The organism is Nocardioides kongjuensis (genome assembly GCF_013409625.1).
Lineage (GTDB): Bacteria > Actinomycetota > Actinomycetes > Propionibacteriales > Nocardioidaceae > Nocardioides > Nocardioides kongjuensis.
Map to the genome: position 1 here is coordinate 411,917 of NZ_JACCBF010000001.1, position 23,061 is coordinate 434,977.

The following is a 23,061-nucleotide window of genomic DNA, read 5'->3' on the forward strand; positions in this document are numbered from 1 at the left end:
GCCAGCCGCTCACCCGGCCGCGGGACGTCGTACTCCGGTACGGCGTCCCGCGCTGCATTTGCCGCGGCTTTGATCGATTAAATCCAGTGGCTTAGTGTTCTTCGCGTGAAGACCGTCGCCGCCCTGCTCCTGGTGCTCGCCACCCTGCTCGTCGCTCCCGCCCCGGCCGCGACTGCCGACGACACCTGGCTGCCCACGACGGGGCCGACCTTCAACAACCCGATGGGCGGGTACAAGGCGCGCACCAAGGTGGTCCGGCGCGTGCACGCCGCGATCCGGCACGCCCCGGCGGGATCGACGATCCGGATCGCGACCTACAACATCGACCGCAACGACACCGCCCGGCTGCTGCTCAAGGCGCACAGGCGCGGCGTGCACGTGCAGATCGTCGTCAACGACAACATCATCGGGAAGACCATCCGGGGGCTCCAGGCGCGCCTGGGAGGCAACCGCAAGTCGGACAGCTTCCTCTACATCTGCACGAGCGCGTGCCGCAACGGCTCCCGCACCGGCAACCTGCACATGAAGGTCTACTCCTTCAGCGAGACCGGGGCCGCCCATGCCGTCGTGATCAGCAGCTCCAGCAACCTCGGGTACGGCGCCGCGGCCGGCCAGTGGAACGACGCGCTCACCGTCAGCGGCGACGACGCCCTCTTCGCCGCCTGGACCCAGGTGTTCGAGCAGCTGAAGCGGGACCGGACCGCTAAGCCTCGCCACCTGGAGTACTCCAGCGAGACCGTGGGTGCCGACTTCCAGCGCGTCCGCGTCGCGCGGGCGGCCACCGGCGACCCGCAGCTCCAGCGGCTGCGCCGCGTCGACTGCGCGGCACCCGGCGGCCTCGGTGACGGCCAGGGGCACAGCGTGGTGCGGGTGAACATGTACGCCTGGTACGCCGGCCGCGGCGAGGCCCTGGCCCGCGAGCTCGCCTCGATGCGCGCCGAGGGCTGCGACATCGCCGTCGTCGGCTCGGTGGTCAGCGGGCCGGTGGTGAGGATCCTGCAGAAGGCCGGCATCCCGGTCCGGATCGCCGACTGGGACTGGGGCGAGAAGCTCTCGACCGCCGGCGACGAGATCGTCTTCGGCGCGCGCTGCTACTCGCACCTCAAGTACGTCACGGTCGACGGCACCTTCCGCGGAGCCGCCACCCACGTGGTCTGGACCGGCTCCGAGAACTGGTCGCCGCCCGGGCTGAGCAGCGACGAGGTCACCTTCGAGGTGCACGACCCGGCGGTCGTGGCGGCCTACGACGCCCAGTGGCAGAAGATGTTCGCCAGCACCCGGATCACCCACAAGCCCGGCATCCAGCCCAAGAGCCGCCCCTGCGCCTGACGCTCCTATCCTTGGTGTCATGACTGCCGAGGTCGAGGTCCGCGAGGTCGCCCAGCGCGCCCGCGTCGCCAGCCGCTCGCTGGCCCTGGCGACGCGCGCCCGGAAGGACGCCACCCTGCACGCGATGGCCGACGCCCTGCTGGCGCGCGCCGACGAGATCCTCGCCGGCAACGCCGAGGACGTCGCCCGCGCCGAGGCCGACGGCACGCCGCCCAACATCATCGACCGGCTCCGGCTGACCACCGAGCGGCTCGAGGGCATGGCCCAGGGCCTGCGCGACGTCGCCGGCCTCGCCGACCCGGTCGGCGAGGTGGTCCGCGGCAGCGTGCTGGCCAACGGCCTCGAGCTGCGCCAGGTCCGGGTCCCGTTCGGCGTCGTCGGCATGATCTACGAGGCCCGGCCCAACGTGACCGCCGACGCGGCCGGGATCTGCCTCAAGTCCGGCAACGCCGTCCTGCTGCGCGGCAGCTCGTCGGCCCGGTCGAGCAACGCCGCGATCGTCGCCGTCCTGCGCGACGCCATCGCCGCGTCGGGCCTCGAGGCCGACGTCGTCCAGCTCGTCCCCGGCGACACGCACGACAGCGTCAAGGCACTGATGCGCGCCCGCGGCCAGGTCGACGTGCTGATCCCGCGCGGGGGAGCCGGCCTGATCCAGTCGGTCGTCAACGAGTCCACGGTGCCGGTCATCGAGACCGGCGTCGGCAACTGCCACGTCTACGTCGACAGGGCCGCCGACCTCGACAAGGCGCTCGCCATCGTGCTCAACGCCAAGACCCACCGCACCAGCGTCTGCAACGCGGCGGAGTCGCTGCTCGTGCACGCCGACGTCTCGGGGGAGTTCCTGCCGCGGGTCGTCGCCGCGCTGCAGGAGGCCGACGTGACCATCCACGGCGACGACGCGTTCGCCGGGTACGACGGCGTCGTGGCGGCCACCGACGAGGACTGGGCGAGCGAGTACCTCTCGCTCGACATCGCCGCGCGCGTCGTACCCGACCTCGACGCGGCGCTGGACCACATCCGCACCTGGTCGAGCGGTCACTCCGACGCGATCGTCACCGAGGACCTGGCTGCCTCACGGCGCTTCGTGGCCGAGGTCGACTCGGCCGCGGTGCTGGTCAACGCGTCGACCCGGTTCACCGACGGCGGCGAGTTCGGCTTCGGCGCCGAGATCGGGATCAGCACCCAGAAGCTGCACGCCCGCGGCCCGATGGGCCTGCCCGAGATGACCTCGACCAAGTACGTCGTCATCGGCGACGGCCACGTCCGCTGACGTCAGGCGCCACAGGCCCCAGGCCATCGCGGCCAGGGCCGCGAGCGACACCGCGGTCGAGACCGGGGTCCGGTGCGGCACCTCGCCGAGCACGAGATGGGCGAAGCCGAGCGTCAGCAGGCAGTTCACGACGTTGAGCACCGGCATCGACGCCGACAGCCGGGCGGCGCGGTAGGCCAGCTGGTTGACCGCGACCCCGCCGACGCCACAGGCGGCCAGCACGACGTACCACCGGTCCGCCTCGACCAGCACCGACATCAGCGCGAACAGGGTCCCCGACGCGGTGCCGAGCAGGAACGCCCGTCCGGTCGGGTGCGGTACGCCGCCCGCCACCGCGACCAGCAGCGCCGCCACCACCGCGCAGGCGCCGACGGTGCCGACCAGCAGCCCGGTGTCCACGGGCGCCCCGGCCTCACGGGCGTCGGTCGCGAGCAGCAGCGCCGCGATCGCGAGCCCGGTGACCGCCACGGCGACCAGCTCGGTCCGGCTCGGGCGGGTGCGGGCCAGTGCTGCGCGCAGCGGGACGGCGAGCACGATGCCCAGGACCCCGATCGGCTGGACCAGCCCGATCGGGCCGTGGTCGAGCGCCAGCACGTGGAAGGTGAACCCGACCGGCCCGAGCACCACCGCGAGCAGCAGCGCGACCAGCGGAGCCCGGGCCGCCGCGAGGTGCTGGCTCGAGGTCGACACCGCGGTGGTCAGCGCGCCCGCGAGCGCGAACACGACGGCCAGCCAGATCACGGTGGCGAGGCTAGGAGCGCGAGGTGGACGGTCGGTGAATCCCCGGTACTCCAGGGGGTCTGGCGTCCGGACAGTTCCCGCGACCGGGTAGGTTTCGCGACATGGCAGGCTCCCCGGACCGGATCTACGCCGACCCCTCGGTCGAGCGACTCTTCACCGGGGCGACCGTCATCACGTTCGTGCGCACCGTCATCACGCTCGCGATCGCGGTGTGGGCGGCGTACGACCACAGCCTGACCCTGATCGTGGTCGGCCTGGTCACCTACTGGGTCGGCGACAGCATCGACGGCGAGTGGGCGCGCTGGCGCGACTGCGAGACCCGGATGGGCGCGGTCGTCGACATGATGTGCGACCGGCTCAGCTGCGGTGCGCTGTACGTCGGGCTGGTCTGGCTGCAGCCCGGCGGCTGGATCAGCGACGAGCCGATGAAGTGGATCGGCATCCCGATCGCGATCTACCTGTTCGAGTTCATGGTCATCGACATGTACCTGTCGCTGGCCTTCCTCGCCTGGCCGATCCGCAGCCCCAACTACTTCCACGTGATCGACCGCCGGATCTACCTGTGGAACTGGTCGCGCATCGGCAAGGCCGCCAACTCCGGCGCCTTCGCCGTCATCCTGCTGGTCAGCGGGTGGGTGTGGCTCGGCACCCTGATCGCGATCGGCCTGCTGGTCCTCAAGTGCGTCTCGCTGGGGTGGCTGCTCAGGCTCGGGCTGCCGGTGCCCACGCGCGAGGCGAGCCCCGAAGGGGCCTCGGCAGCATGATCTTGTGGCTGACGACGTTCGCCTTCAGCATCGCGTCCGCCCTGCTCCCGTTCCTGCCGATCGAGGTCTACATCCTCGGAGCCGGGGCCGCCGAGGCCGGCACGGCCACCGCCATCTCGCTCGGCATCGCCGCCGGCGCGGGCGCCACCATCGGCAAGGTGATCGTCTACGAGGCCGCCCGTCGCGGCTCGGAGTCGAAGTGGGCCCAGAAGAAGCTCTCCGGCCCGAAGATCAAGGCGTCCTACGACAAGTGGATGCAGCGGATGCAGGGCCGGCCCTGGTACGCCGCTGCGATCATGTTCGTCGCCGCCTCGGCCGGCATCCCGCCGCTGCTGGCGATGGCGGCCATCGGGGGCATCCTGAAGATGCCGATGTGGGTGTTCGTGCCCACCGTCTTCCTCGGTCGCACCCTGCGGTTCTCGCTGCTCTTCCTGGGCGTCGACTTCGCCGTGCACTGAGTCGTCCGGCTCGCTCGTTCCTCGCTCGCTCCTCCGCCCAGAAACGGCGGGCGGTGCGGCGATCACTGCGCCGCATGTCGGGGATGCGCCTGGGGTTGGATACGATGCCGCCATGCTCAGCCAGATCAGCCAGGTCGCCCTCCTTGTCGCCCGCGCCGCGGAGGAGCACGGCGAGCCCGCCGTGAACCCGTGGTTCATCGGTGGCGGTGTGCTGGCGTTCCTCCTCTTCCTGCTCCTCGGCCTCGTCTGGTTCGGCGGCGGCCGCGACCACAGCTGAGGCCGGCTGTGTCGTTGGTGAGCCTGTGACAGACGCGCCCCGTCGTCCCCGGATCGGGGTGATGGGCGGCACCTTCGACCCCATCCACCACGGCCACCTCGTCGCCGCCTCGGAGGTCCAGGGCTGGTTCGACCTCGACGAGGTCGTCTTCGTGCCCACCGGCCAGCCGTGGCAGAAGGCGGACCGGGCGGTCTCGCCGCCCGAGCACCGCTACCTGATGACGGTCATCGCGACCGCCGCCAACCCGCGGTTCACGGTGAGCCGGGTCGACATCGACCGGGGCGGGCCGACGTACACCGGCGACACGCTGCGCGACCTGCGCAGGCTGCGACCCGACGCGGACCTGTACTTCATCACGGGCGCCGACGCGCTCACCGACATCTTCAGCTGGCGTGACGCCGACGAGCTCTTCGAGCTGGCGCACTTCGTCGGCTGCACCCGCCCCGGGGCGGAGATGGACCCGGCCACGCTGGCCCGGATCCCGCACGACCGGGTCACCATGGTCGAGATTCCCGCCCTGGCGATCTCGTCCACCGACTGCCGCGAGCGACAGCGGGCCGGCCAGCCGGTCTGGTACCTCGTCCCCGACGGCGTCGTCCAGTACATCACCAAGCACGGCCTCTACCCGGCCGCACCCGGAACGGATACCCCATGACCGCCACCGACCACGCCGTCCGGCTCGTCCACGCCGCTGCCCTCGCCGCCGCCGACAAGCTCGCGACCGACCAGCTCGCCTTCGACGTCAGCGAGCAGCTCGCCATCACCGACGCCTTCCTGCTCGCCACCGGCGCCAACGACCGCCAGGTCCGCGCCATCGTCGACGAGATCGAGGACAAGCTGCGCGAGCTCGACGCCAAGCCGATCCGCCGTGAGGGCCACCGCGACGGCCGCTGGGTGCTGCTCGACTACGGCGACGTCGTCATCCACGTCCAGCACTCCGAGGAGCGCGAGTTCTACGCCCTCGAGCGGCTGTGGCGCGACTGCCCGACCATCGACCTGCCCGCCGAGGTCCACGGTCCCGTGGCGTGACCGCCCGCCGCATCGTCCTGGTCCGCCACGGGCGGACCGCCTGGAACGCCGAGCGCCGGATCCAGGGCCAGCTCGACGTCGAGCTCGACGCCACCGGCCTCGAGCAGGCGCGCGTCGTCGCGCCCCTGATCGCTGCCCTCGACCCGGTCCTGGTCTGGTCCAGCGACCTGGCCCGTGCCCGGCAGACCGCCGACACGATCGCCAAGGAGGCCGGGCTCGTGCCGACGTACGACGAGCGCCTGCGCGAGTTCCGCCTGGGGGAGTACCAGGGCATGACGCACGCCGAGCTCGACGCCCGCGACCCCGCGGCCTTCGACCTCTTCCAGCGCGGTGAGTGGGACTCCATCCCCGGCGCCGAGACCACCCGCGAGGTGGCCGAGCGCTTCACCGCCGCCGTCACCGACCTCGCCGCCGCCCTCGGCCCGGGCGAGACCGGCGTCGCCGTCTCCCACGGCGCCGCCACCCGCTCCGGCCTGGTCACCTTCCTCGGCTGGCCCCTCGAGCTCGCGCACGACCTGCGCGCCCTGGGCAACTGCGCCCGCGTGGTCCTCGAGGAGCGCTCGACGGGGCAGTGGGCGCTCGCGTCGTACAACGGGTGACCCCCCGATTTCACCTTGTGTGGGGGGTGTGGCTAGTATTTCCGTCGTTGCCCCGCTTCAGGGCGGGCGATGACACCCGGGGGTGTGGCGCAGCTGGTAGCGCACCTGCATGGCATGCAGGGGGTCAGGGGTTCGAGTCCCCTCACCTCCACCGAACAGAAGGCCGGATCCGACAGGGTCCGGCCTTCTTCGTCGTCGGGGGGCGTGTGCACGTCGGGTCGTGGTCGCTGTTCCCGACCGGAGACCGTCAGGGCCAAGACCTCAACTGACCCGGGGTGACGCCGATGGGTCGTGCGTCTCCTGTTCCGAGGAGCGTCGATGTCGTCGGGATCCAGCGTCCATCTGGGAGGGCGAGATGGCCGATGGCGCCAGCACCGTCAGAGTGCGGTCCTCGTCGATGCCCGCGTTCTTGATCACCCCTGTCGCCTGTCAGCTGTGGGTCGGGTCGGCCGTCGTCGCAGCGCTGGTCCTCCCGGTGGCCCTCGACCATCGGGTCGGGGAGGGACACACCGCTCACGAGCCGTGGACCGCGCTCGCGATCGTCGCTGCGTCGGTGGTGAACGTCGAGATCGGCAGGGTCCTCGAAGGGGGTGCCGCGTTCAGCCAGCGTCCTCACAAGGCGCTGTCGACGTGGGCCTTCGCATGCGCGATCGTCCTCTCGGTCGGCTGGCTCCTCCCGGTCGTCGCGTGCTGCTACGCCCACGCCCGCTGGCGCGGCCTGCGGGTGCCGCTGTGGAAGTGGGTCGGGTCGGCGGCGTACGTCGTCCTGGCCGGCGTCGCGGCCGCCGGGGTCGTGCACACGGTGCTCGGCGAGGAGAGCCTGACCCGTGGCAACGGTCTGTGCGGGATGGTGGCCGTGCTGGCAGGGACTGCGGCGTTCCTGGCCGTCCAGACGGTCATGTTCCACGGCAGTGCCTACCTCAACGAGGCCGGCGACGAGACCTGGCTGCGACGGACACTCCGGCAACCCACCTTCTACCTCACGGAGGTCGGTGTCCTGCTGGTCGGCGGACTGACGGCCGCGGTCTGGATCGCGGCACCGTGGTTCCTCGTCCTGCTGCTCCCCGTGTTCGTGCTCGCCCAGCGTGCCGCTCTCCACGAGCCCCTGCGTCAGCGTGCCGAGCACGACGACAAGACCGGGCTCCTGCGGTTCGAGGCGTGGGACCGTCAGGCACGTACGGCGGCCGCCCGCTGCAGCCGACACGGACGTCCCTGGAGCGTCCTGTTCGCCGACCTCGACCACTTCAAGCTGTTCAACGACACGTGGGGACACCTCGCCGGCGATCTCGCGCTCGAGGCCGCGGCTGCGGTGATCCGCGACGAGCTGCGCGACGGCGACCTGGTGGCCCGCTTCGGCGGCGAGGAGTTCTGCGTCTTCCTTCCCGGGACGGGTCTGGCCGATGGCCGCGCGCTCGCCGAGCGCGTCCGCGCCGCGGTCGCAGCCACCGACCTTCCCGGGACCCAGGGACTGACGGTGAGCGTCGGCGTCGCCACGGTCGAGCCGGGCTGCGACTCGTCGTCAGGGGCCGGGACGGGCGCACCGGACCTGGCTGACGTCGTCCGCAGCGCGGACCGCGCGTTGTACGCGGCCAAGGAGGGGGGTCGCGACACCACGAGGGCCCACCTCGCGCACTGAGGCCCGCCCGTCACGAGGAGCGCCGAGCGGCTGCCGAGCAGGTCGCTGGGCTTCGCCGCCGATGGGTGCGCAGTCGACTCGTCACCGTCGGCACCGGACTCGACCCGCGTCGGCGTACTGTCAGCCGTGCGCAGCGCGCGCCGTGGCACCCGTCGAGAGCGAAGCGGTGGCGGAGCGGAGCAGGTCGTGCAGGGCCTCGAGTGCCGACTGCATGCGCGCAGGGTCCGGGTCGGCCAGCTCCTGGAAGACCAGCCCGTCGAGCGCGGCGAACACCGCGTGGTCCAGGCCGGGGAGGTCGGCCAGTCCGATGCGTTCCAGCTCTCGCCGAGTGGCGTCTCGGTAGGTGTCATAGAGGCTGGCCACCAGCGGGCGCAGCTCAGGACGCCGCCGGCTCTCCAGGATCAGCTCGTACTGGAAGGCCTGACCGTCTGCATCGCTGGTCGCCATCTCGACCAGGGTCCGCGCGAAGTCGTCGACCGAGCCGGTGCCGGACTCGAGCGTCGATCGGTCCAGGCTTCGCTCGAGGACGTACTTCAACGCCTCGGCGATGAGGTTGTCGCGGTTCCCGAAGTGGTGGCTCACCAAGCCGTGCGTGACGCCCGCCTCCTCGGCCACGGCCCGGTTCGTCACCTTGCGCAGTCCCGCTCGCGCGACCACCCGGATCGTCGCCTCCAGGAGCGCCTCGCGACCTCCGCCGTACTGCACGGCCCGGGATGACTCGTTGCTCATGCTGCTCCTCGCTGATCACCGTCAACCTACCGAACCGCGCGGGGAGAGACGTTCGCCGCGCGCCGTCGCAGAACTAGCCACTTGACAAGTTTGATGTGATCCGGGTTACTTGTCCCAAGAACTTTCCACTTGGATAGTTTAAGTCACGCAACCAATTTCTGCGGGGTGCACATGTCTGTCGCCGAACCCACCGGGCCCACCACTGCGTTGCGCAAGGACGCCGTCGGCGTGGTCGGGATCCTCTTCTTCGTCCTCTCGGCCCAAGCACCCCTGACCGGCATCGTCGGGGCCGCCGCGCTGGCGGTCGCCCTCGGCAACGGCGCCGGCGCACCCGGTGCGTACCTCGTCGTGGGCCTCGTCATCATCCTCTTCGCGGTCGGCTTCACCACGATCACTCGGTACGTCGACAGCGTCGGCGGCTTCTACGCACTCATCCGCGCCGGCCTCGGCGTGAGCGTGGCCCGCGTCGGGTCGTGGCTGGCGCTCATCACCTACAACACGATCCAGGCCGCGATGTACGGCCTGTTCGGAGCGACGGCCAGCGGCCTGATCGCCCGGTACCTGCACGTCGACGTGGCGTGGTGGGTGGTCGTGCTGGCAACCGTGGCCCTGGTCTACGCCTTCGGCCGCCGCAACATCGAGGTCGGGGCACGGGTGATGGCCGTGCTGGTGAGCGCCGAGGTCGCCATCCTCCTGGCATTCGCCATCGGCGTCATCGCCCGGGGGAGTGCTCCGCACGGCTTCGACCTCACCGCCAGCTTCGGCCCGCACGCCGTCACCGCGGGAGCGCCGGGAATCGCGGTGCTGTTCGCGATCGCGTCGATGTTCGGGTTCGAGTCCACGGCGATCTACGCCGGCGAGGCCCGGGAGCCCCAGCGCACGGTCCCGCGGGCGACCTACCTCTCGGTGAGCCTCATCGCCGTCTTCTTCGCCTTCATCATGTGGGTGCTCATCTCCTACTACGGTGCAGGCGCCGCGCAGGGGGCCGCGCTCGACACCCTCGCCACCGACCCGGGCAACTTCGTGCTCGGTCCGGTCAGCAGCGTGCTCGGCAGCTGGGCGGCGGACCTGACGTCCGTGCTGCTGTGCACCTCGCTGCTCGCCGGCCTGCTGGCGTTCCACAACATCGTGAACCGGTACCTGCACGCCATGGCCGAGCACGACGAGCTGCCCCGTCGCCTGTGCCGCACCAACCGGCACCAGGCTCCCGCGGTCGCGGCCGCTGTCCAGTCGATCACCGTCGTCCTGGTGATGGCGTGGTTCATGATCGGGGACAAGAACCCCGTCGCCACGCTGTTCGGATGGCTCAGCGGCCAGGCCGTCGCAGCGCTGGTCGTCCTGTACGTGCTCGTCTCCATCTCGATCATCCGGTACTTCCGGTCCCACCGCGTGCACTCCAACGCGTGGAGCACCACGGTGGCGCCGGCTGTCACCGTGGTGCTGATGCTCGGGGAGCTGTTCGTCATCGTGAAGAACTTCCAGACCCTCACCGGCGGCAGCCAGACCACGTGCGAGGTCCTGCTGTGGTCGGTGCCGGCGGTGACGCTCCTCGGCTGGCTGGTCTCGACGGCCTTCAAGCGCCGGGCACGGTCCGGCGCCGTCGAGGTCGCGGTCGAGACGGCGGCCTGAGATGAGCGTCCAGGTCGCCGTCGTCGGGAGCGGCCCCGCCGGCTGCTACACCGCCCAGGCCCTCCTCAAGGCCCGTCCCGGAGTCGGGATCACCCTCGTGGAGCGACTCCCCGTCCCGTTCGGGCTCGTGCGGTACGGCGTTGCAGCCGACCACCAGGGCACCAAGGCCGTCACCCGGCAGTTCGACCGCGTCCTCGCGCACCCGGACGTGAGCTTCGTCGGCAACGTCGAGGTCGGCACCGACGTCAGCCTCGAGGCCCTGCGCTCGAGCTTCGACGCGGTCGTCATCGCCACCGGCCTCGACCGCGACCGACGACTCGGCATCGCGGGGGAGGACCTGCCCGGTGTGGTCGCGTCCGGCCGGCTGACCCGGTGGGCCAACGGACATCCCGACGCGACCCACGCACCGCCGTGCCTCGGCCGGCGCGTGGTGGTCATCGGCAACGGCAACGTCGCGATCGACGTCGTACGCCTGCTCGCGAAGGAGCAGAGCGACTTCGAGGGCAGCGACCTCCCGGGCGAGGTGGCGTCGGCACTGGCCGCCGCCCGGGTGGAGGAGGTCGTCGTCGTCGGACGAGGAGCGGTGGCGGACGCCAGGTTCGACCCGGCCATGGTCAAGGAGCTGGCCCACATCAGCGGCGCGACGTTCGACGTCGAGGGCCTCACGAGCGGCGACGCGAGCCCGCAGGCGCACGCCCTTCGCCACCTCCGGGACGGCCAGCGGCGCGGGGACCGGGTGACGGTCCGGTTCAGGTTCGGCTGGACCCCGGTGCGGATCGCAGGCAATGGCCGGGTGGAGGAGGTCGTCTTCGCCGACACGACCCGGACCGAGCGCTCCGTCGTCACCGACCTGGTCGTCTCGGCCATCGGGTTCACCGGACCGGCCGCACTCGTCCCGGACGACATGCGGGCCGAGGAGGGGCGGGTCGGATCCGGCCTCTACTGCGTGGGATGGGCGCACCGCGGGCCCCGCGGCACCATTCCCGACGCCCGCGCGGACGCACGCCTCGTCGCAGCCGCCGTCCTGGACGACCTGGACGCACGGCGTACGTCGTCGGTCCGGTCCGATCCGCAGCGATGCTTCGCCGGCGTGCCCGCCACGGATCTGGCCGGCTGGCACGCCATCGACCACCACGAACGGTCCACTGCAGGCCACGGCCGCACGCGCAACAAGGTCACCGACCGTCGGGCGCTGCTCCAGCTGGCCCGCCCCCACCTCAACCACCTCGAAGGAGAACCAGCATGACCATCGACGTCTTGTACGGGACCGAGTCAGGCAACGCCGAGATGGCGGCCGAGGAGATCGTCGCGGCACTCGGCGACGCGCGGGCCGTCGACCTCCAGGACATCGGCCCCGACGACCTGGACCCGACCACCGTGTACCTGGTGCTCTGCTCCACCTACGGCGACGGCGAGCTGCCGGCTTCGGCCCAGCCGTTCGTGGACGCCCTTCACGCGCAGCAGCCCGACCTGACCGGCGTGCGCTACGCGGCCTTCGGACTGGGTGACAGCAGCTACGCAGAGTCCTACAGCCTCGGTGGCAACCAGCTGGCCGAGTGTCTCGACGCCCTCGGCGCCGAGCGCTTCGGTGACTTCGGCCGCCACGACGCGTCGAGCAGCGACGATCTGGTCGCCTCGGCGGTGGCGTGGGCGGAAGCGGTCCTCGCCGATGCCGCCACCGCGGCGGCTTGAGGCGCAGCGATGACGACACTGACGACACTGCAGTCCGCCACCGATCCGCTGCCCTACCTGAGCGCGGAGTACCGGAGGGATCCCTATCCGTTCTACGCGGCCCTGCGCGCGCAGCACCCGGTCCACCGCCATCCTGACGGGTTCTGGGCGATCACCTCCTACGACGCGCTCCGCAACCTGCTCTACGACCGGACGCTGGGGGTCGCCGAGCTCGACTACGGTCCCGCCGGTCCGCTGCACGACAGCATGCTGGGCGCCGACGCCCCGAAGCACACCCGCGTGCGCCGTACCCACAGCCGATGGTTCACCCCCAAGGCGGTGAGGACCTGGACCGACATCACCCGGACCGAGGTCGACGCCCGGCTCGACCGGATCGTTGCGGATCGGGCGAGCTTCGACGCGGTCCACGACCTGGCCTTCCCCGTCACCTTCGCCACCATCAGCCACCTGCTCGGAGTTCCCGACACCGACGGGACCAAGGTGCGGCAGGCGACCTACGACATCGGCAAGAGCCTCGGCCTCGCCCCGACCGAGGCGGAGGCGGCGGGCACCGCTGCAGCGTTCGACTGGTTCGTCGGCCACATCGAGGACCTGATCGCCGACAAGCGGCGCCGGCCCGGTGACGGGCTCCTGGACGCCTTCCTCGGATTCGAGGACGAGGGGACGATGTCGCACGACGAGGTGATCGCCTCGACGACGCTGCTGTTCGCGGTGGGCCACCTCGACATCACCTACCTCATCGCGCACGGCATCAAGCTGATGGCGGAGCATCCCGAGATCCTCGACACCTACCGTGAACGGCCCGACCAGCGCGAGGTGATCGTCAACGAGACCCTGCGTCTCGACACCCCCGAGCAGTTCGTCGTCCGCACCACCACCCAACCGATCACCGTCGGCGGAGTCGACATCCCCGCCGGCGAGGTCCTGGTCCTGTTCATCGGCGCCGGGAACCGCGACCCGCTCGTCTTCGACGAGCCCGACACCTTCCGGCTCGACCGCGACGTCGACCTCAGCAAGCACCTCGCCTTCGGCGGCGGCATCCACGGCTGCGCCGGACAGGTGCTCGCCCGCGCCGAGGCCCACGTGGTCTTCACCGCACTGGCCGAGCGGTTCACCACTCTCGAGCTCGCAGGGCCCGTGGTCCACGACCACTCCGACTTCATCCGCTCGATCACCGCACTTCCCATCGCGGTCCGCTGACCGCCCGACCGAGGAGACGCCTCGTGACCATCCAGACCGACGCGCTGCGCTCGACCCCCTTCTCGCCGCGCTTCCCCGCAACCACGGGCGAATCGATCGACGTGTACGGGTTCGCCGTACCGCTCTGGTACACCGACCCGGAGACGGAGTACGACGCCATCCGCAACCGCGTCGCCCTGCTGGAGTTCTCCATGCTCTACAAGTGGGACCTCACGGGAGCCGACGCGCTCGCCGTCGCCGACGCGGTGTTCTCGCGCAACCTGCGCGACCTCGGCCCGCGACGCATCGCCTACGGCGTCGTCGTGACGCCGGACGGCTACATGCTCGACGACGTCACGGCGGCGGTCCTGGGTGAGGGCCACGTGCGCATCATCGGCGGCAACCCGGCCACCGGCCAGGCACTCGAGGTGGCCGGCGCCGGACGCGACGTCCAGGTCGCCGAGATCCGCGACACGCTGGCGGTGCTGTCCGTGCAGGGACCCAACAGCAGGGCCCTGCTCCAGCGCCTGACGGACCGCGACATGTCCAACGAGGCCTTCCCGTACTACACCTTCGACCCGGCGACCGAGATCGCCGGCATCCCCGCGCACGTCAACCGCATGGGCTTCACCGCCGAGCTCGGGTACGAGGTCATGGTTCCCGTGGAGCGAGCCCTCGAGCTCTGGGACGCGGTCCTCGCGGCGGGCCAGGACCTCGGCGTCCAGGCGGCCGCCGCGGCCGCGCTCATGCAGGTCCGCGTCGAGGCGGGGATGATCATGGGCGACGTCGAGTACGACGAGACCAGCACACCCTTCGAGTGCCGGATGGGCTGGGCCGTCGACCTCGAGAAGGCCGACTTCCAGGGGCGCGGAGCGCTGCTGGCCCACAAGGACGACGTCCGGACCCGGGTGGTCTCGGTGACCCTGGACTGCGCCCCCGACGTCGCGGAGAGGGCCCGACTTCTCCACGACGGATCGGAGGTCGGCTTCGTCACGATGGCGGTGCCCTCGCCGGCCCTCGGCGGTGCGACCCTCGCGCTGGCCCGCGTCGCCGCCCCGGCGGCGAGGATCGGCACCGAGCTCGGTCTCGACGGCGAGGTCGGCCGGGCCGTCGTCGTCCGCACCCCCGTCCACGACCCCGAGCGCACCCGCGTCCGGAGCTGAGAAGAGCTGACATGAACCGCTACGTGCTCACCCTGCGTTGTCCTGACCAGCCGGGCATCATCCGTGCCTTCGCCGACGGCGTGGTCGACGTCAAGGGCAACATCGTCGACAGCCAGCAGTACACCGATCCCGACACCGGCACCTTCTGCCTGCGCGCCGAGTTCGATTCCCCGGAGGTCAGTGCCGAGGCCGTACGCCGCACGCTCGTGGACGCCCTGGCCGACTTCGACCCGATCATCGGCCTGCGTGACGCGGACCATCGCCGTCGCGTGCTCGTGATGGTGTCCAAGTTCGACCACTGCCTCGTCGACCTGCTCTACCGCCACCGCACCGGAGAGCTGCCCGTCGACATCCCGGTGATCGTCTCCAACCACCCCGACCTCGCGCCGATCGCCGCACAGGCCGGCATCGCCTTCGTCCACCTGCCGGTCACCAGGGACACCAAGGCGCAGGCAGAAGCCGATCTCCTCGCCCTCGTGGAGCAGCACCAGATCGACTTCGTGGTGCTGGCCCGCTACATGCAGGTGCTCTCCGACGACCTGTGCGGCAAGCTCTCCGGGCGGGTCATCAACATCCACCACTCGTTCCTGCCCGGCTTCAAGGGCGCCAAGCCGTACCACCAGGCCCACGCCCGCGGGGTGAAGCTGATCGGGGCGACCGGGCACTACGTCACCGCCGATCTCGACGAGGGACCCATCATCGAGCAGGACGTGCACCGCGTGAGCCACGCCTACACCGCCGACCAGCTGGTCGCACTGGGCCGCGACGTCGAGCGCACCGTGCTGTCGCGGGCCGTGCGTCGGCACGCCGAGGACCGTGTGCTGCTGGTCGGCGCGCGCACGGTGGTCTTCGCGTGAGCGCGCGCATCCTCGACGGGGCCGCGACTGCTGCCGCGATCAAGGCCGAGCTCGCCGCCCGCGTGGAGAAGCTCCGCGAGCACGGCGTCGTCCCCGGGCTCGGCACCATCCTGGTGGGCGAGGACCCCGGCTCGACCTGGTACGTCGCCGGCAAGCACCGCGACTGTGCCGAGGTCGGCATCGACTCGATCAGGATCGACCTACCCGCCGACGTCTCCCAGGCGACGGTCGAGGAGGCGGTCCTGCGGCTCAACGCCGATCCGTCGTGCACCGGCTACATCGTGCAGCTGCCGCTTCCGGCGCACATCGACGAGAACGCCGTCCTCGGGCTCATCGACCCCGAGAAGGACGCCGACGGCCTGCACCCCACGAACCTCGGCTGGCTCGTGCTCGGTCGACGAGCTCCCTTGCCGTGCACCCCGAACGGGATCATCGAGCTCCTGCGCCGCCACGGCCTGGACCTCGACGGCGCCGAGGTGGTGGTCGTGGGTCGCGGCGTGACCGTCGGACGACCGCTCGGGCTGCTCCTGACGCGGCGTACGGAGAACGCGACGGTGACCCTGTGCCACACCGGGACCCGCGACCTCGCCGCGCACACCCGGGCTGCCGACGTCGTGGTGGCGGCAGCGGGGGTGGCCGGCATCATCACCGCCGACATGGTCAAGGCCGGCGCCATCGTCCTCGACGTCGGTGTCTCACGCACCGCCGACGGCAAGATCGCGGGCGACGTCGCCCTCGACGTCCACGACGTCGCCGGCTGGGTGTCCCCGAACCCGGGCGGAGTCGGACCGATGACGCGGGCCATGCTCCTGAGCAACGTCGTGGAGGCCGCGGAGGTCCGGTCCTCGGGCACGCTGGAGCGGTGATCTCGCCCAGGGCGAAGGCGTCCCACGCCGCTGACCGGGCCGGGCCGTCACCAACCGCGTGCACCGCTCCGCCCAGCGGGTCGTAGCGAGCGGCACTGCGTTCGTGGCAACGTGTGCGCACCGGTGGAAAGGAGCGCCATGACGTACGGCGTGCAGCAGATCGACGCGCCGCTGACCGCGCACGCGGTGTTCCTGGTGCTCTCGCTCGAGCCCGGTGAGGCGGCCGCGGCCACGGTGCGGGCCGCGTTGGCCGACCTGTCCGGCGTCGTCGAGACGGTCGGCTTCCGGGACCCGGCGGCGATGCTCAGCTGCACGGTGGGCATCGGGAGCGGAGTCTGGACCGCGGTGACCGGGACGCCGCCGCCCGCCCAGCTGCACGCGTTCCGGCCGGTCGTGGGTGCGACGTACACGGCGGCAGCGACGCCCGGGGACCTGCTGGTCCACCTGCGCAGCGACCGGGCCGATCTGTGCTTCGAGACGCAGCGGCTGCTCATGGACAGGCTGCGCGGCGCGGTCCGGGTCGAGGACGAGACGACCGGATTCCGCTACTTCGACCAGCGGGACCTGCTCGGCTTCGTCGACGGCACCGCGAACCCGGTCGGGGACGACGTGCCCGGGGCGACCCGGGTGGGCGAGGAGGACGGCCTGCACGCCGGCGGGAGCTACGTGGTGACGCAGAAGTACCTCCACGCCCTCGACCGCTGGAGCTCGCTGCCGGCCGAGGTGCAGGAGCAGGTGATCGGCAGGACCAAGCTGGACAACGTCGAGCTCGACGACGCGGCGGCGGGGCAGCGCTCCCACAAAACGTTGACGACGATCGTCGACGACGACGGCACCGAGCGCGACATCCTGCGCGACAACATGCCCTTCGGCAGCCCGGGCGCGGGGGAGTTCGGCACCTACTTCATCGGCTACTGCCGTGACCTGTGGGTCATCGAGCGGATGCTGGAGCGGATGTACGTCGGCGACCCGCCCGGCCTGCACGACCGGATCCTCGACTTCTCCGTCGCGGTCACCGGCACGACCTACTTCGCGCCGTCCGCCGCCTTCCTCGACGCGCTGGGTACGCCGACCGCCACCGCCCCGCCCGCCGACGGGTCGCTCGGCATCGGCGGCAACCGGCCGTCGAACCACCCACCGAGCTGACGACCGAACCCGACGACCGCGCCCCCGACGACCGCCCCCCGACGAGAGGACTCCCGATGGACCACCTGATGCGGCACCTCGCCCCGATCACCGCGGCGACCTGGAAGAACCTCGACGACGAGGCCCGCGACCGGCTGGCCCCGGTGCTCGGCGCCCGCCGGCTGGTCGACTTCGGCGGCCCCCTCGGCTGGGAGCACTCCGCCATGAGCACCGGCAGGGTGAGCGCCGCCGAGGACGGCCCGCTCGCCGGCACGTCGCTGCGGCGGCGGGTGGTCCTGCCGCTCGTCGAGGCCCGGGTCCCGTTCTCGCTGTCGCGGGCCGAGCTCGACGACGACGCCCGCGGTGCCCTCGACACCGACCTCGGACCGCTCGACGAGGCGGCGGTCCGGCTCGCCGAGCTCGAGAACCGGGCCCTGCTCTCGGGCGACTCCGGCTTCGCCGGCATCATCGGCTCGACGCCGCACCCGGTGCTCAGCCAGGGCGGCGACCCGGCACTCCTCCCGCGTCAGGTCGCGCAGGCGGTCGAGCTGCTGTCGCGTTCCGGTGTCGGTGGACCGTACGCGCTCGCGGCCGGGTCCACGACCTGGATCGAGGTGCTCGGTGGCAACGACGCGGGTGGCCAGCCGCTGAGGCGCCACGTCGAGCGTGCCCTCGACGGCCCGATCGTGTGGACCCCGGGGGTCGACGGCGCGGTCGTGGTGAGCACGCGTGGGGGAGACTTCCGCCTGGAGGTGGGGCAGGACATCTCCCTCGGCTACGCCGGCCACACCGCCGACACGGTCGAGCTGTACCTCGAGGAGTCCTTCGCGTTCCAGGTCGCCACCCCGGAGGCGGCCGTCGTCATCCGTTAGCGTGCCGGTCGCGTCCGATCTCGGGAGGGCTCGTGCTCAGCCGGTCGGACCGAACCGCTCCACCCGGATCGCGCCCGGCTCCACCCCGCAGTCGAGCAGCAGCTCCTCCGCGTAGGCGGCGAAGCGGGCCGAGCCGCAGACGAACGCGATGTCCGTGCCGGCGAGCAGCGGGGCGAGCTCGTCGGCGGTGAGCGGACCCGCCGCCCGCGTGTCGGTGGCGGTGCGGGTCCAGGCAAGCGTGGCACCGGCGCGGGCGAGCTCGTCGGCGTACGGCAGCTCCTGCGGCGAGCGACCCGTCGCGACCACCCGGAGCAGCGGGGAGCGGCCCAGCCGGCGGGCGGTGCGGGCCATGGCGACGGCGGGGACGACGCCGGTCCCGCCGACCAGGCACAGGGCCGGGGTCGTGGTGTCCCACGTGAACCAGCGGCCGATCGGACCGCGCATCTCCAGCACGTCGCCGACCTCGGCGACGTCGGCGAGGAACTCGGAGACCTCGCCGTCGGGGAGCCGTTCCACCAGGAACTCGACCAGCGGGTCGTCCTCGTCGGAGGCGATCGAGTAGGAGCGCTGGGCGGTGTAGTCGTCGGGTGCCCTGAGCCGGATCAGGTAGTGCTGTCCGGGCCGGTGGCGGTGCCGGTCCTCGACATGCATCCGCAGCCGGACCGTCGAGGGGGTCGGCAGGTCCTTCTCGATGATCCGTCCGGTGGTCCAGGTGGTCTCGAGTGCGCGCACGCCGTCGATGGATCCGCTCATGGTGTGGACCTCAGTCGCCCTGGTAGCGCTGCTCGAGCCACGGGTCGCCACGGTCGTGGTAGCCGTTCTGCTCCCAGAACCCCGGCCGGTCGTGGGCCATCAGCTCCAGCCGCGAGACCCACTTCGCCGACTTCCAGAAGTACAGGTGCGGCACCAGCAGCCGGGCCGGCCCGCCGTGCTGCCGGGGCAACGGCTTGCCGCCGTAGTCCCAGACCACCCAGGCCTTCCCGTCGACGACGTCGCTGAGGGGGAGGTTCGTCGTGTAGCCGGTGCTCGAGTGGGCCATGACGTACGCCGCCTCCGGCCTGGGGCCCGCCGCCGCGAGCAGCTCGTCGACGCTCACCCCGCGGAAGCTGACGTCGAACTTCGACCACGCGGTCACGCAGTGGATGTCGCCGAGGAAGCTCGACCCGGGCAGCCGGTGGATCTCGTCCCACGTCCAGGTCGTGGGCTGGTCGACCAGGCCGTCGACGGTCAACGACCAGCGTGCCGTGTCGACCTCGGGCGTCGCCTCCGCGGTCAGCACGGGCCAGCCGGCGCCGGTGTCGTACTGCCCGGGTGGCAGCCGGCCCTCGTGGCCGCGTCTGCGACCGAGAAATCCACGCGTGACCGGCATGGCTGCTCCTGTGATCGAGGTGGCGGACGTAGCGAACAGCGTGGACCGCCGCCGGGATCGAGGCAAGGCTCTGCTTCCGGCGTTGTCGGGCTCCAGACCGGGGCCGGGGGCGTCGGGAGCCTCCTCAGCGATCGGTGAACCGCACCTTGGGGCTGCGGCAGATCAGCAGGCGGCGCACTCGCGCGCCGTCGCCGGTGAGCTGCGCGCTGGCGTTGAACGAGGCCTCGAACGCCCCGTCGCGGCGGGTCTCGCCGAGCACGAGCTCGGTGCCGTCGATGCGGGCGCCCTGGAGGACGTGGTGGGTCAGGACGCTCACCTCGCGCTGGGCGAGGTAGACCTCGAGGCCTGCCCGGTCCCCGTCGAACTCGGCGGCCCGGTCGCCGGTGGAGAAGAGGATCGAGAGCCGGAAGTCGTCGGTGATCATGTCGAGGACGCGCTCCGGCGTCGTCGAGTCCATGATCTCGAACCAGGCGTGCAGCAGGGGAGTGGTGCTCATCGGGGTCGGCTCCTCAGGCATCGGGCAGCAGGGACAGCTCGGTGTCGAAGGACACCTGGTAGGCCGCGATCAGGCCGGCGTCGTCGATGCGGACCGACGCCAGGAAGTAGCCGGTCGTCGTCCGCTCGTCCTCGACGACCTTGCCGTAGACGAACTCGACGTCGTCGGCGACGCTCTCACGGAGCGGGACGTGGCGGCGGACCACGTCGCCGCGGCCGGACAGGTAGCTGCGCAGGTCCTCGCGGCGGGTGCCGCGCACGGCCTTGCCGGGCAGCAGGATCGCGGATCGCACGTCAGGCGCGAGGAGGTCCATCGCGGTGTCGAGGTCACCGCTGTCGACGGCGGCGTAGTAGCGGACGAGGGTCGTGCTGGGCATGACCTGAACCTAGTTCACTTCGCATTTGCTGTCCAGCGCGCTTGCTCGCGGACGGCGGTGCGCCTAACCTGAACTGAACTCAATCCAATTCGCATGGAGGACGCCGTGGTCCACGCCTGGCCAGAACTCGACCCCGCGCTGATGGCGCCCGTCGCCGAGCGCGAGCAGCTGCGTGAGGTCGTGCGTGACCTGCTGCGCAAGCACGCCGACCACGAGCAGGTCCGCGCGGCGGCCGGGTCCACGGGCGGCTACTCCGCGGACCTCTGGCGCCGGCTCAACGCGGAGCTCGAGGTCGGTCGGCTCGCGGTGCCCGAGCAGGTCGGCGGGCACGGCTTCGGGATCGCCGACCTCGCGGTCGTCCTCGAGGAGTGCGGGGCCGCGCTGCTGCCCGAGCCGGTGCTGAGCTCCGCGGTGCTCGGCTGCCAGGCCCTCGCGGCCGCCGACCAGCCCGCCGGGATCGGCGACCTGCTCGAGCCTGCCCTGGCCGGCGATGCCGTCGTCGCGGTGTCGCTGGGCGGCTCGCGGCTGACGGCCGAGCGAGCCGGCGGTGAGTGGCTGGTCTCCGGCCGTCGCGAGCGCGTGCTGCACGGCGCGGCTGCCGACCTCGTCGTCGTGGACGCCGCGACGCCGGAGGGGATCGCACTGTTCGTGCTGCGAGCCGACGACCTGGCCGTCACGGAGCGGACGACGATCGACCCGACCCGTCGACAGGCCGACCTGGGCGCCGGCGCCGTGCCCGCGCGCTGCGTCGTGGGGCCCGAGCGGTCCCCGCGGGTCGTCGAGCGGCTGCGGTCCCTGGGCGACCTCGCCGTCGCCGCCGAGCACACCGGGATCGTCGGGGAGCTGCTCCGCAGCACCGTGGAGTACGTCGAGCAGCGCGAGCAGTTCGGCCGGGCCATCGGCTCCTTCCAGGCCGTGAAGCACCGTCTCGCCGACGTCCTCGTCGACCGTGAGCGGGCCCGGTCGGCGTCGCGCTGTGCAGCGGTCGCCTTCGACGCGGGTCCGGGTGAGGCTGCGCTGCCCGTGGCGATCGCCGCCGCCGTGTGCGCCGACGCCGCGATGCGGACCGCCCACGAGTCCGTGCAGCTGCACGGGGGGATCGGCTTCACGTGGGAGCACCACGCCCATGGCTACGTCCGCCGGGTGCTGGGGGACGAAGGCCTGTTCGGCTCGTCCCGGGAGCAGCGCGCACGGGTCGCCGACCTGGTCGGCGTCTGATCCCGCACGACGACGAAGGGGCGCCCGGCCGAGCCGGGCGCCCCTTCGTCGCGCACGCGTCAGCTGCTGACGGTCGTGGCGGCACTCAGGCCGAACACCAGGGCCGAGGCGAGGCCGCCGGCATAGGCGCGGTGGTAGAGCCCGCCGGTGTCGGAGCCGGCGCAGAGCAGCCCGGGGATCGGCGTACCGGTGGCGTCCAGGACCCGCGCCTGCTCGTCGATCCGGATCCCGTGGAAGGGGAAGGTCACGGCGGGCACGCACTCGACGACGTACCAGGGGCCCTCCGTCATCGGTGTGGCGTCCTTCGCGCGCCCGGGCGTCAGCGGCTCGCTCCCCGCGGCGGCGCGGTTGAACTCCTCGATGGCGGCCCGGATCGCCGTGCCGTCGTAGCCCCACTCCTCGGGGAGGTAGTCCAGCTCGTCGAGCGTCTCGGCCAGTCCCACCCGGCCGCCGCGCCGACTGGCGAGGGCGTACTTGTCGACGGCGACGGCGCCCTCGACGTACGACGCCACGATCCACTCGCGGTGCACGCGGGCGTCGCAGATCAGCAGCCCTCGCGACTCCGGCTGCTCCAGCAACGCGATCGTCGTGAGGTGGTCGCCCAGCGTCTCGTCGGTGAACCGCTGGTTGTCGAGGTTGAAGAGCAGGGCGTGCTCGCTGTAGTAGAGCGAGAGGTCGACGAAGTCGGCCGGGTCGGCGAACCGGACGCCGCTGGGGACCAGGTGCCCGTAGAAGCCGGCGTCCTCGGCGCCGGTCGCCGCGCCCACGGCCGTGGCGAGGCGGTAGCCCGCACCGGTGCTGCGCGGGTTGGACCGCAGCTGCATCTCCCCGGCCCGCGGGTGCACCTTCTCGGCGAGCAGTGCCGGGTCGCCCTGGAAGCCTCCGGTCGCCAGCAGCGTCCAGCTCGCGCGGATCTCCTCGGGGCCGTCCGCGCCGGCGACCTCGGCGCCGACGACGCGGCCGCCGTCGGTGAGCAGGCGGCTGGTCGCGGTGCGCAGCCGGACCTCCCCGCCCGTCTCGACGACGATCCGGCGGCACAGGTCGACGTACTGGTTGGTGTCGAACTGGTGGCCACTGCCGAAGCCGAGGACCGGGACCGCATCCTGGGCGTCGACGCCGACCGACCGGATCCACGCGACGGCGTCGGCGAACCGGTCGACGAGTGCGTGCCGCAGCCCGACGTCGCCGCGCGGGTTCACCTCGTCCATCACCTCGCGGCTGGGCGCGGTCCAGGCGTAGCCGGCGAAGCGCGCGGACCCGCCGACGTCGTCGCCGACCTCGACGACGACCACGCGCCGACCGTCCTGTGCGGCACGTGCGGCGGCGGTGAGCCCCGCCATCCCGGCGCCGATGACCAGCAGATCCGTCTCGACCATCTCGCTGTCGC

At 71.8% G+C, this 23,061-nt stretch carries 25 protein-coding genes and 1 tRNA gene; 20 read left to right on the forward strand and 6 right to left on the reverse strand.

Going from position 1 to position 23,061, the window contains the following annotated elements:
* Nucleotides 1–105: 105 nt before the first annotated feature.
* The 10 genes from BJ958_RS01965 to BJ958_RS02010 all read left to right on the forward strand — a co-directional run bounded on the left by BJ958_RS01965 (nucleotide 106) and on the right by BJ958_RS02010 (nucleotide 8,103).
* Nucleotides 106–1,329, forward strand: a complete 1,224-nt coding sequence (locus BJ958_RS01965) for a phospholipase D-like domain-containing protein (protein WP_179725062.1) — start codon at nucleotides 106–108, stop codon at nucleotides 1,327–1,329.
* 19 nt (nucleotides 1,330–1,348) lie between these two features.
* A complete protein-coding gene (locus BJ958_RS01970; RefSeq protein WP_179725065.1) occupies nucleotides 1,349–2,599 on the forward strand; it encodes a glutamate-5-semialdehyde dehydrogenase in 1,251 nt (416 codons plus the stop codon).
* Nucleotides 2,600–3,441: 842 nt separating this feature from the next.
* A complete protein-coding gene (locus BJ958_RS01975; RefSeq protein WP_179725067.1) occupies nucleotides 3,442–4,104 on the forward strand; it encodes a CDP-alcohol phosphatidyltransferase family protein in 663 nt (220 codons plus the stop codon).
* Nucleotides 4,101–4,562, forward strand: coding sequence for a hypothetical protein (locus BJ958_RS01980; protein ID WP_179725069.1), 462 nt, complete (start codon nucleotides 4,101–4,103; stop codon nucleotides 4,560–4,562). The genes BJ958_RS01975 and BJ958_RS01980 overlap by 4 nt, the downstream gene beginning before the upstream one ends.
* 112 nt (nucleotides 4,563–4,674) lie before the next feature.
* Nucleotides 4,675–4,839 (forward strand): hypothetical protein, encoded by a 165-nt coding sequence (locus BJ958_RS01985; RefSeq protein WP_174245230.1) that lies wholly within the window; start codon nucleotides 4,675–4,677, stop codon nucleotides 4,837–4,839.
* A gap of 25 nt (nucleotides 4,840–4,864) precedes the next feature.
* Nucleotides 4,865–5,494 carry a nicotinate-nucleotide adenylyltransferase gene (gene nadD, locus BJ958_RS01990; RefSeq protein WP_343052529.1) on the forward strand — a complete coding sequence of 210 codons (630 nt, stop codon included), beginning with the start codon at nucleotides 4,865–4,867 and terminating at the stop codon, nucleotides 5,492–5,494.
* Nucleotides 5,491–5,868: a ribosome silencing factor gene (gene rsfS, locus BJ958_RS01995; RefSeq protein ID WP_179725072.1), complete on the forward strand. Its 378-nt coding sequence runs from the start codon at nucleotides 5,491–5,493 to the stop codon at nucleotides 5,866–5,868. The genes nadD and rsfS overlap by 4 nt, the downstream gene beginning before the upstream one ends.
* Nucleotides 5,865–6,467, forward strand: coding sequence for a histidine phosphatase family protein (locus BJ958_RS02000; RefSeq protein ID WP_179725075.1), 603 nt, complete (start codon nucleotides 5,865–5,867; stop codon nucleotides 6,465–6,467). Before rsfS ends, BJ958_RS02000 begins: the two co-directional genes overlap by 4 nt.
* A gap of 78 nt (nucleotides 6,468–6,545) precedes the next feature.
* A tRNA-Ala gene (locus tag BJ958_RS02005) sits at nucleotides 6,546–6,618 on the forward strand.
* A 246-nt stretch (nucleotides 6,619–6,864) separates the two neighbouring features.
* Nucleotides 6,865–8,103, forward strand: a complete 1,239-nt coding sequence (locus BJ958_RS02010; RefSeq protein ID WP_179725076.1) for a GGDEF domain-containing protein — start codon at nucleotides 6,865–6,867, stop codon at nucleotides 8,101–8,103.
* A 120-nt stretch (nucleotides 8,104–8,223) separates the two neighbouring features.
* Here BJ958_RS02010 and BJ958_RS02015 read toward each other — a convergent pair whose 3' ends face one another.
* A complete protein-coding gene (locus tag BJ958_RS02015; RefSeq protein ID WP_179725078.1) occupies nucleotides 8,224–8,832 on the reverse strand; it encodes a TetR/AcrR family transcriptional regulator in 609 nt (202 codons plus the stop codon).
* Between the two features lie 171 nt (nucleotides 8,833–9,003).
* On the opposite strand from BJ958_RS02015, the gene BJ958_RS02020 reads away from it, so the two are divergent.
* From BJ958_RS02020 to BJ958_RS02060, 9 genes are all read left to right on the forward strand, one after another.
* On the forward strand, nucleotides 9,004–10,461 hold the full coding sequence (locus BJ958_RS02020; protein ID WP_179725080.1) for an APC family permease: 1,458 nt from the start codon (nucleotides 9,004–9,006) through the stop codon (nucleotides 10,459–10,461).
* A gap of 1 nt (nucleotide 10,462) precedes the next feature.
* Nucleotides 10,463–11,707 (forward strand): FAD-dependent oxidoreductase, encoded by a 1,245-nt coding sequence (locus tag BJ958_RS02025; RefSeq protein WP_179725082.1) that lies wholly within the window; start codon nucleotides 10,463–10,465, stop codon nucleotides 11,705–11,707.
* Nucleotides 11,704–12,153, forward strand: coding sequence for a flavodoxin domain-containing protein (locus BJ958_RS02030; protein ID WP_179725084.1), 450 nt, complete (start codon nucleotides 11,704–11,706; stop codon nucleotides 12,151–12,153). Before BJ958_RS02025 ends, BJ958_RS02030 begins: the two co-directional genes overlap by 4 nt.
* Nucleotides 12,154–12,162: 9 nt before the next feature.
* On the forward strand, nucleotides 12,163–13,353 hold the full coding sequence (locus BJ958_RS02035) for a cytochrome P450 (protein ID WP_179725086.1): 1,191 nt from the start codon (nucleotides 12,163–12,165) through the stop codon (nucleotides 13,351–13,353).
* A 23-nt stretch (nucleotides 13,354–13,376) separates the two neighbouring features.
* Complete coding sequence (locus BJ958_RS02040; protein WP_179725088.1) at nucleotides 13,377–14,495, forward strand: glycine cleavage T C-terminal barrel domain-containing protein; 1,119 nt, start codon at nucleotides 13,377–13,379, stop codon at nucleotides 14,493–14,495.
* Nucleotides 14,496–14,506: 11 nt separating this feature from the next.
* The gene (gene purU, locus BJ958_RS02045; RefSeq protein WP_179725090.1) at nucleotides 14,507–15,352 is read left to right on the forward strand and encodes a formyltetrahydrofolate deformylase; all 846 of its coding nucleotides are present in this window, start codon (nucleotides 14,507–14,509) and stop codon (nucleotides 15,350–15,352) included.
* Entirely contained in the window at nucleotides 15,349–16,218 is an 870-nt protein-coding gene (locus BJ958_RS02050) for a bifunctional methylenetetrahydrofolate dehydrogenase/methenyltetrahydrofolate cyclohydrolase (RefSeq protein WP_179725092.1), read from the forward strand. The genes purU and BJ958_RS02050 overlap by 4 nt, the downstream gene beginning before the upstream one ends.
* A 138-nt stretch (nucleotides 16,219–16,356) precedes the next feature.
* A complete protein-coding gene (locus tag BJ958_RS02055; protein ID WP_179725094.1) occupies nucleotides 16,357–17,364 on the forward strand; it encodes a Dyp-type peroxidase in 1,008 nt (335 codons plus the stop codon).
* Between the two features lie 56 nt (nucleotides 17,365–17,420).
* Nucleotides 17,421–18,215 (forward strand): family 1 encapsulin nanocompartment shell protein, encoded by a 795-nt coding sequence (locus BJ958_RS02060; RefSeq protein ID WP_179725096.1) that lies wholly within the window; start codon nucleotides 17,421–17,423, stop codon nucleotides 18,213–18,215.
* A gap of 36 nt (nucleotides 18,216–18,251) precedes the next feature.
* On the opposite strand, the gene BJ958_RS02065 is transcribed toward BJ958_RS02060, so the two are convergent.
* From BJ958_RS02065 to BJ958_RS02080, 4 genes are all read right to left on the reverse strand, one after another.
* The gene (locus BJ958_RS02065; protein ID WP_179725098.1) at nucleotides 18,252–18,968 is read right to left on the reverse strand and encodes an FAD-binding oxidoreductase; all 717 of its coding nucleotides are present in this window, start codon (nucleotides 18,966–18,968) and stop codon (nucleotides 18,252–18,254) included.
* Between the two features lie 10 nt (nucleotides 18,969–18,978).
* On the reverse strand, nucleotides 18,979–19,584 hold the full coding sequence (locus BJ958_RS02070; RefSeq protein WP_179725100.1) for a sulfite oxidase-like oxidoreductase: 606 nt from the start codon (nucleotides 19,582–19,584) through the stop codon (nucleotides 18,979–18,981).
* A 124-nt stretch (nucleotides 19,585–19,708) separates the two neighbouring features.
* A complete protein-coding gene (locus tag BJ958_RS02075) occupies nucleotides 19,709–20,080 on the reverse strand; it encodes a hypothetical protein (protein ID WP_179725102.1) in 372 nt (123 codons plus the stop codon).
* Between the two features lie 13 nt (nucleotides 20,081–20,093).
* Nucleotides 20,094–20,456, reverse strand: coding sequence for a nuclear transport factor 2 family protein (locus BJ958_RS02080; RefSeq protein WP_179725104.1), 363 nt, complete (start codon nucleotides 20,454–20,456; stop codon nucleotides 20,094–20,096).
* A 93-nt stretch (nucleotides 20,457–20,549) separates the two neighbouring features.
* Between BJ958_RS02080 and BJ958_RS02085 the strand changes: the two genes are divergently transcribed.
* Nucleotides 20,550–21,674, forward strand: coding sequence for an acyl-CoA dehydrogenase family protein (locus BJ958_RS02085; protein WP_218865556.1), 1,125 nt, complete (start codon nucleotides 20,550–20,552; stop codon nucleotides 21,672–21,674).
* A 59-nt stretch (nucleotides 21,675–21,733) separates the two neighbouring features.
* Here BJ958_RS02085 and BJ958_RS02090 read toward each other — a convergent pair whose 3' ends face one another.
* The gene (locus BJ958_RS02090) at nucleotides 21,734–23,050 is read right to left on the reverse strand and encodes an FAD-dependent oxidoreductase (RefSeq protein WP_179725106.1); all 1,317 of its coding nucleotides are present in this window, start codon (nucleotides 23,048–23,050) and stop codon (nucleotides 21,734–21,736) included.
* Between the last annotated feature and the right edge of the window lie 11 nt (nucleotides 23,051–23,061).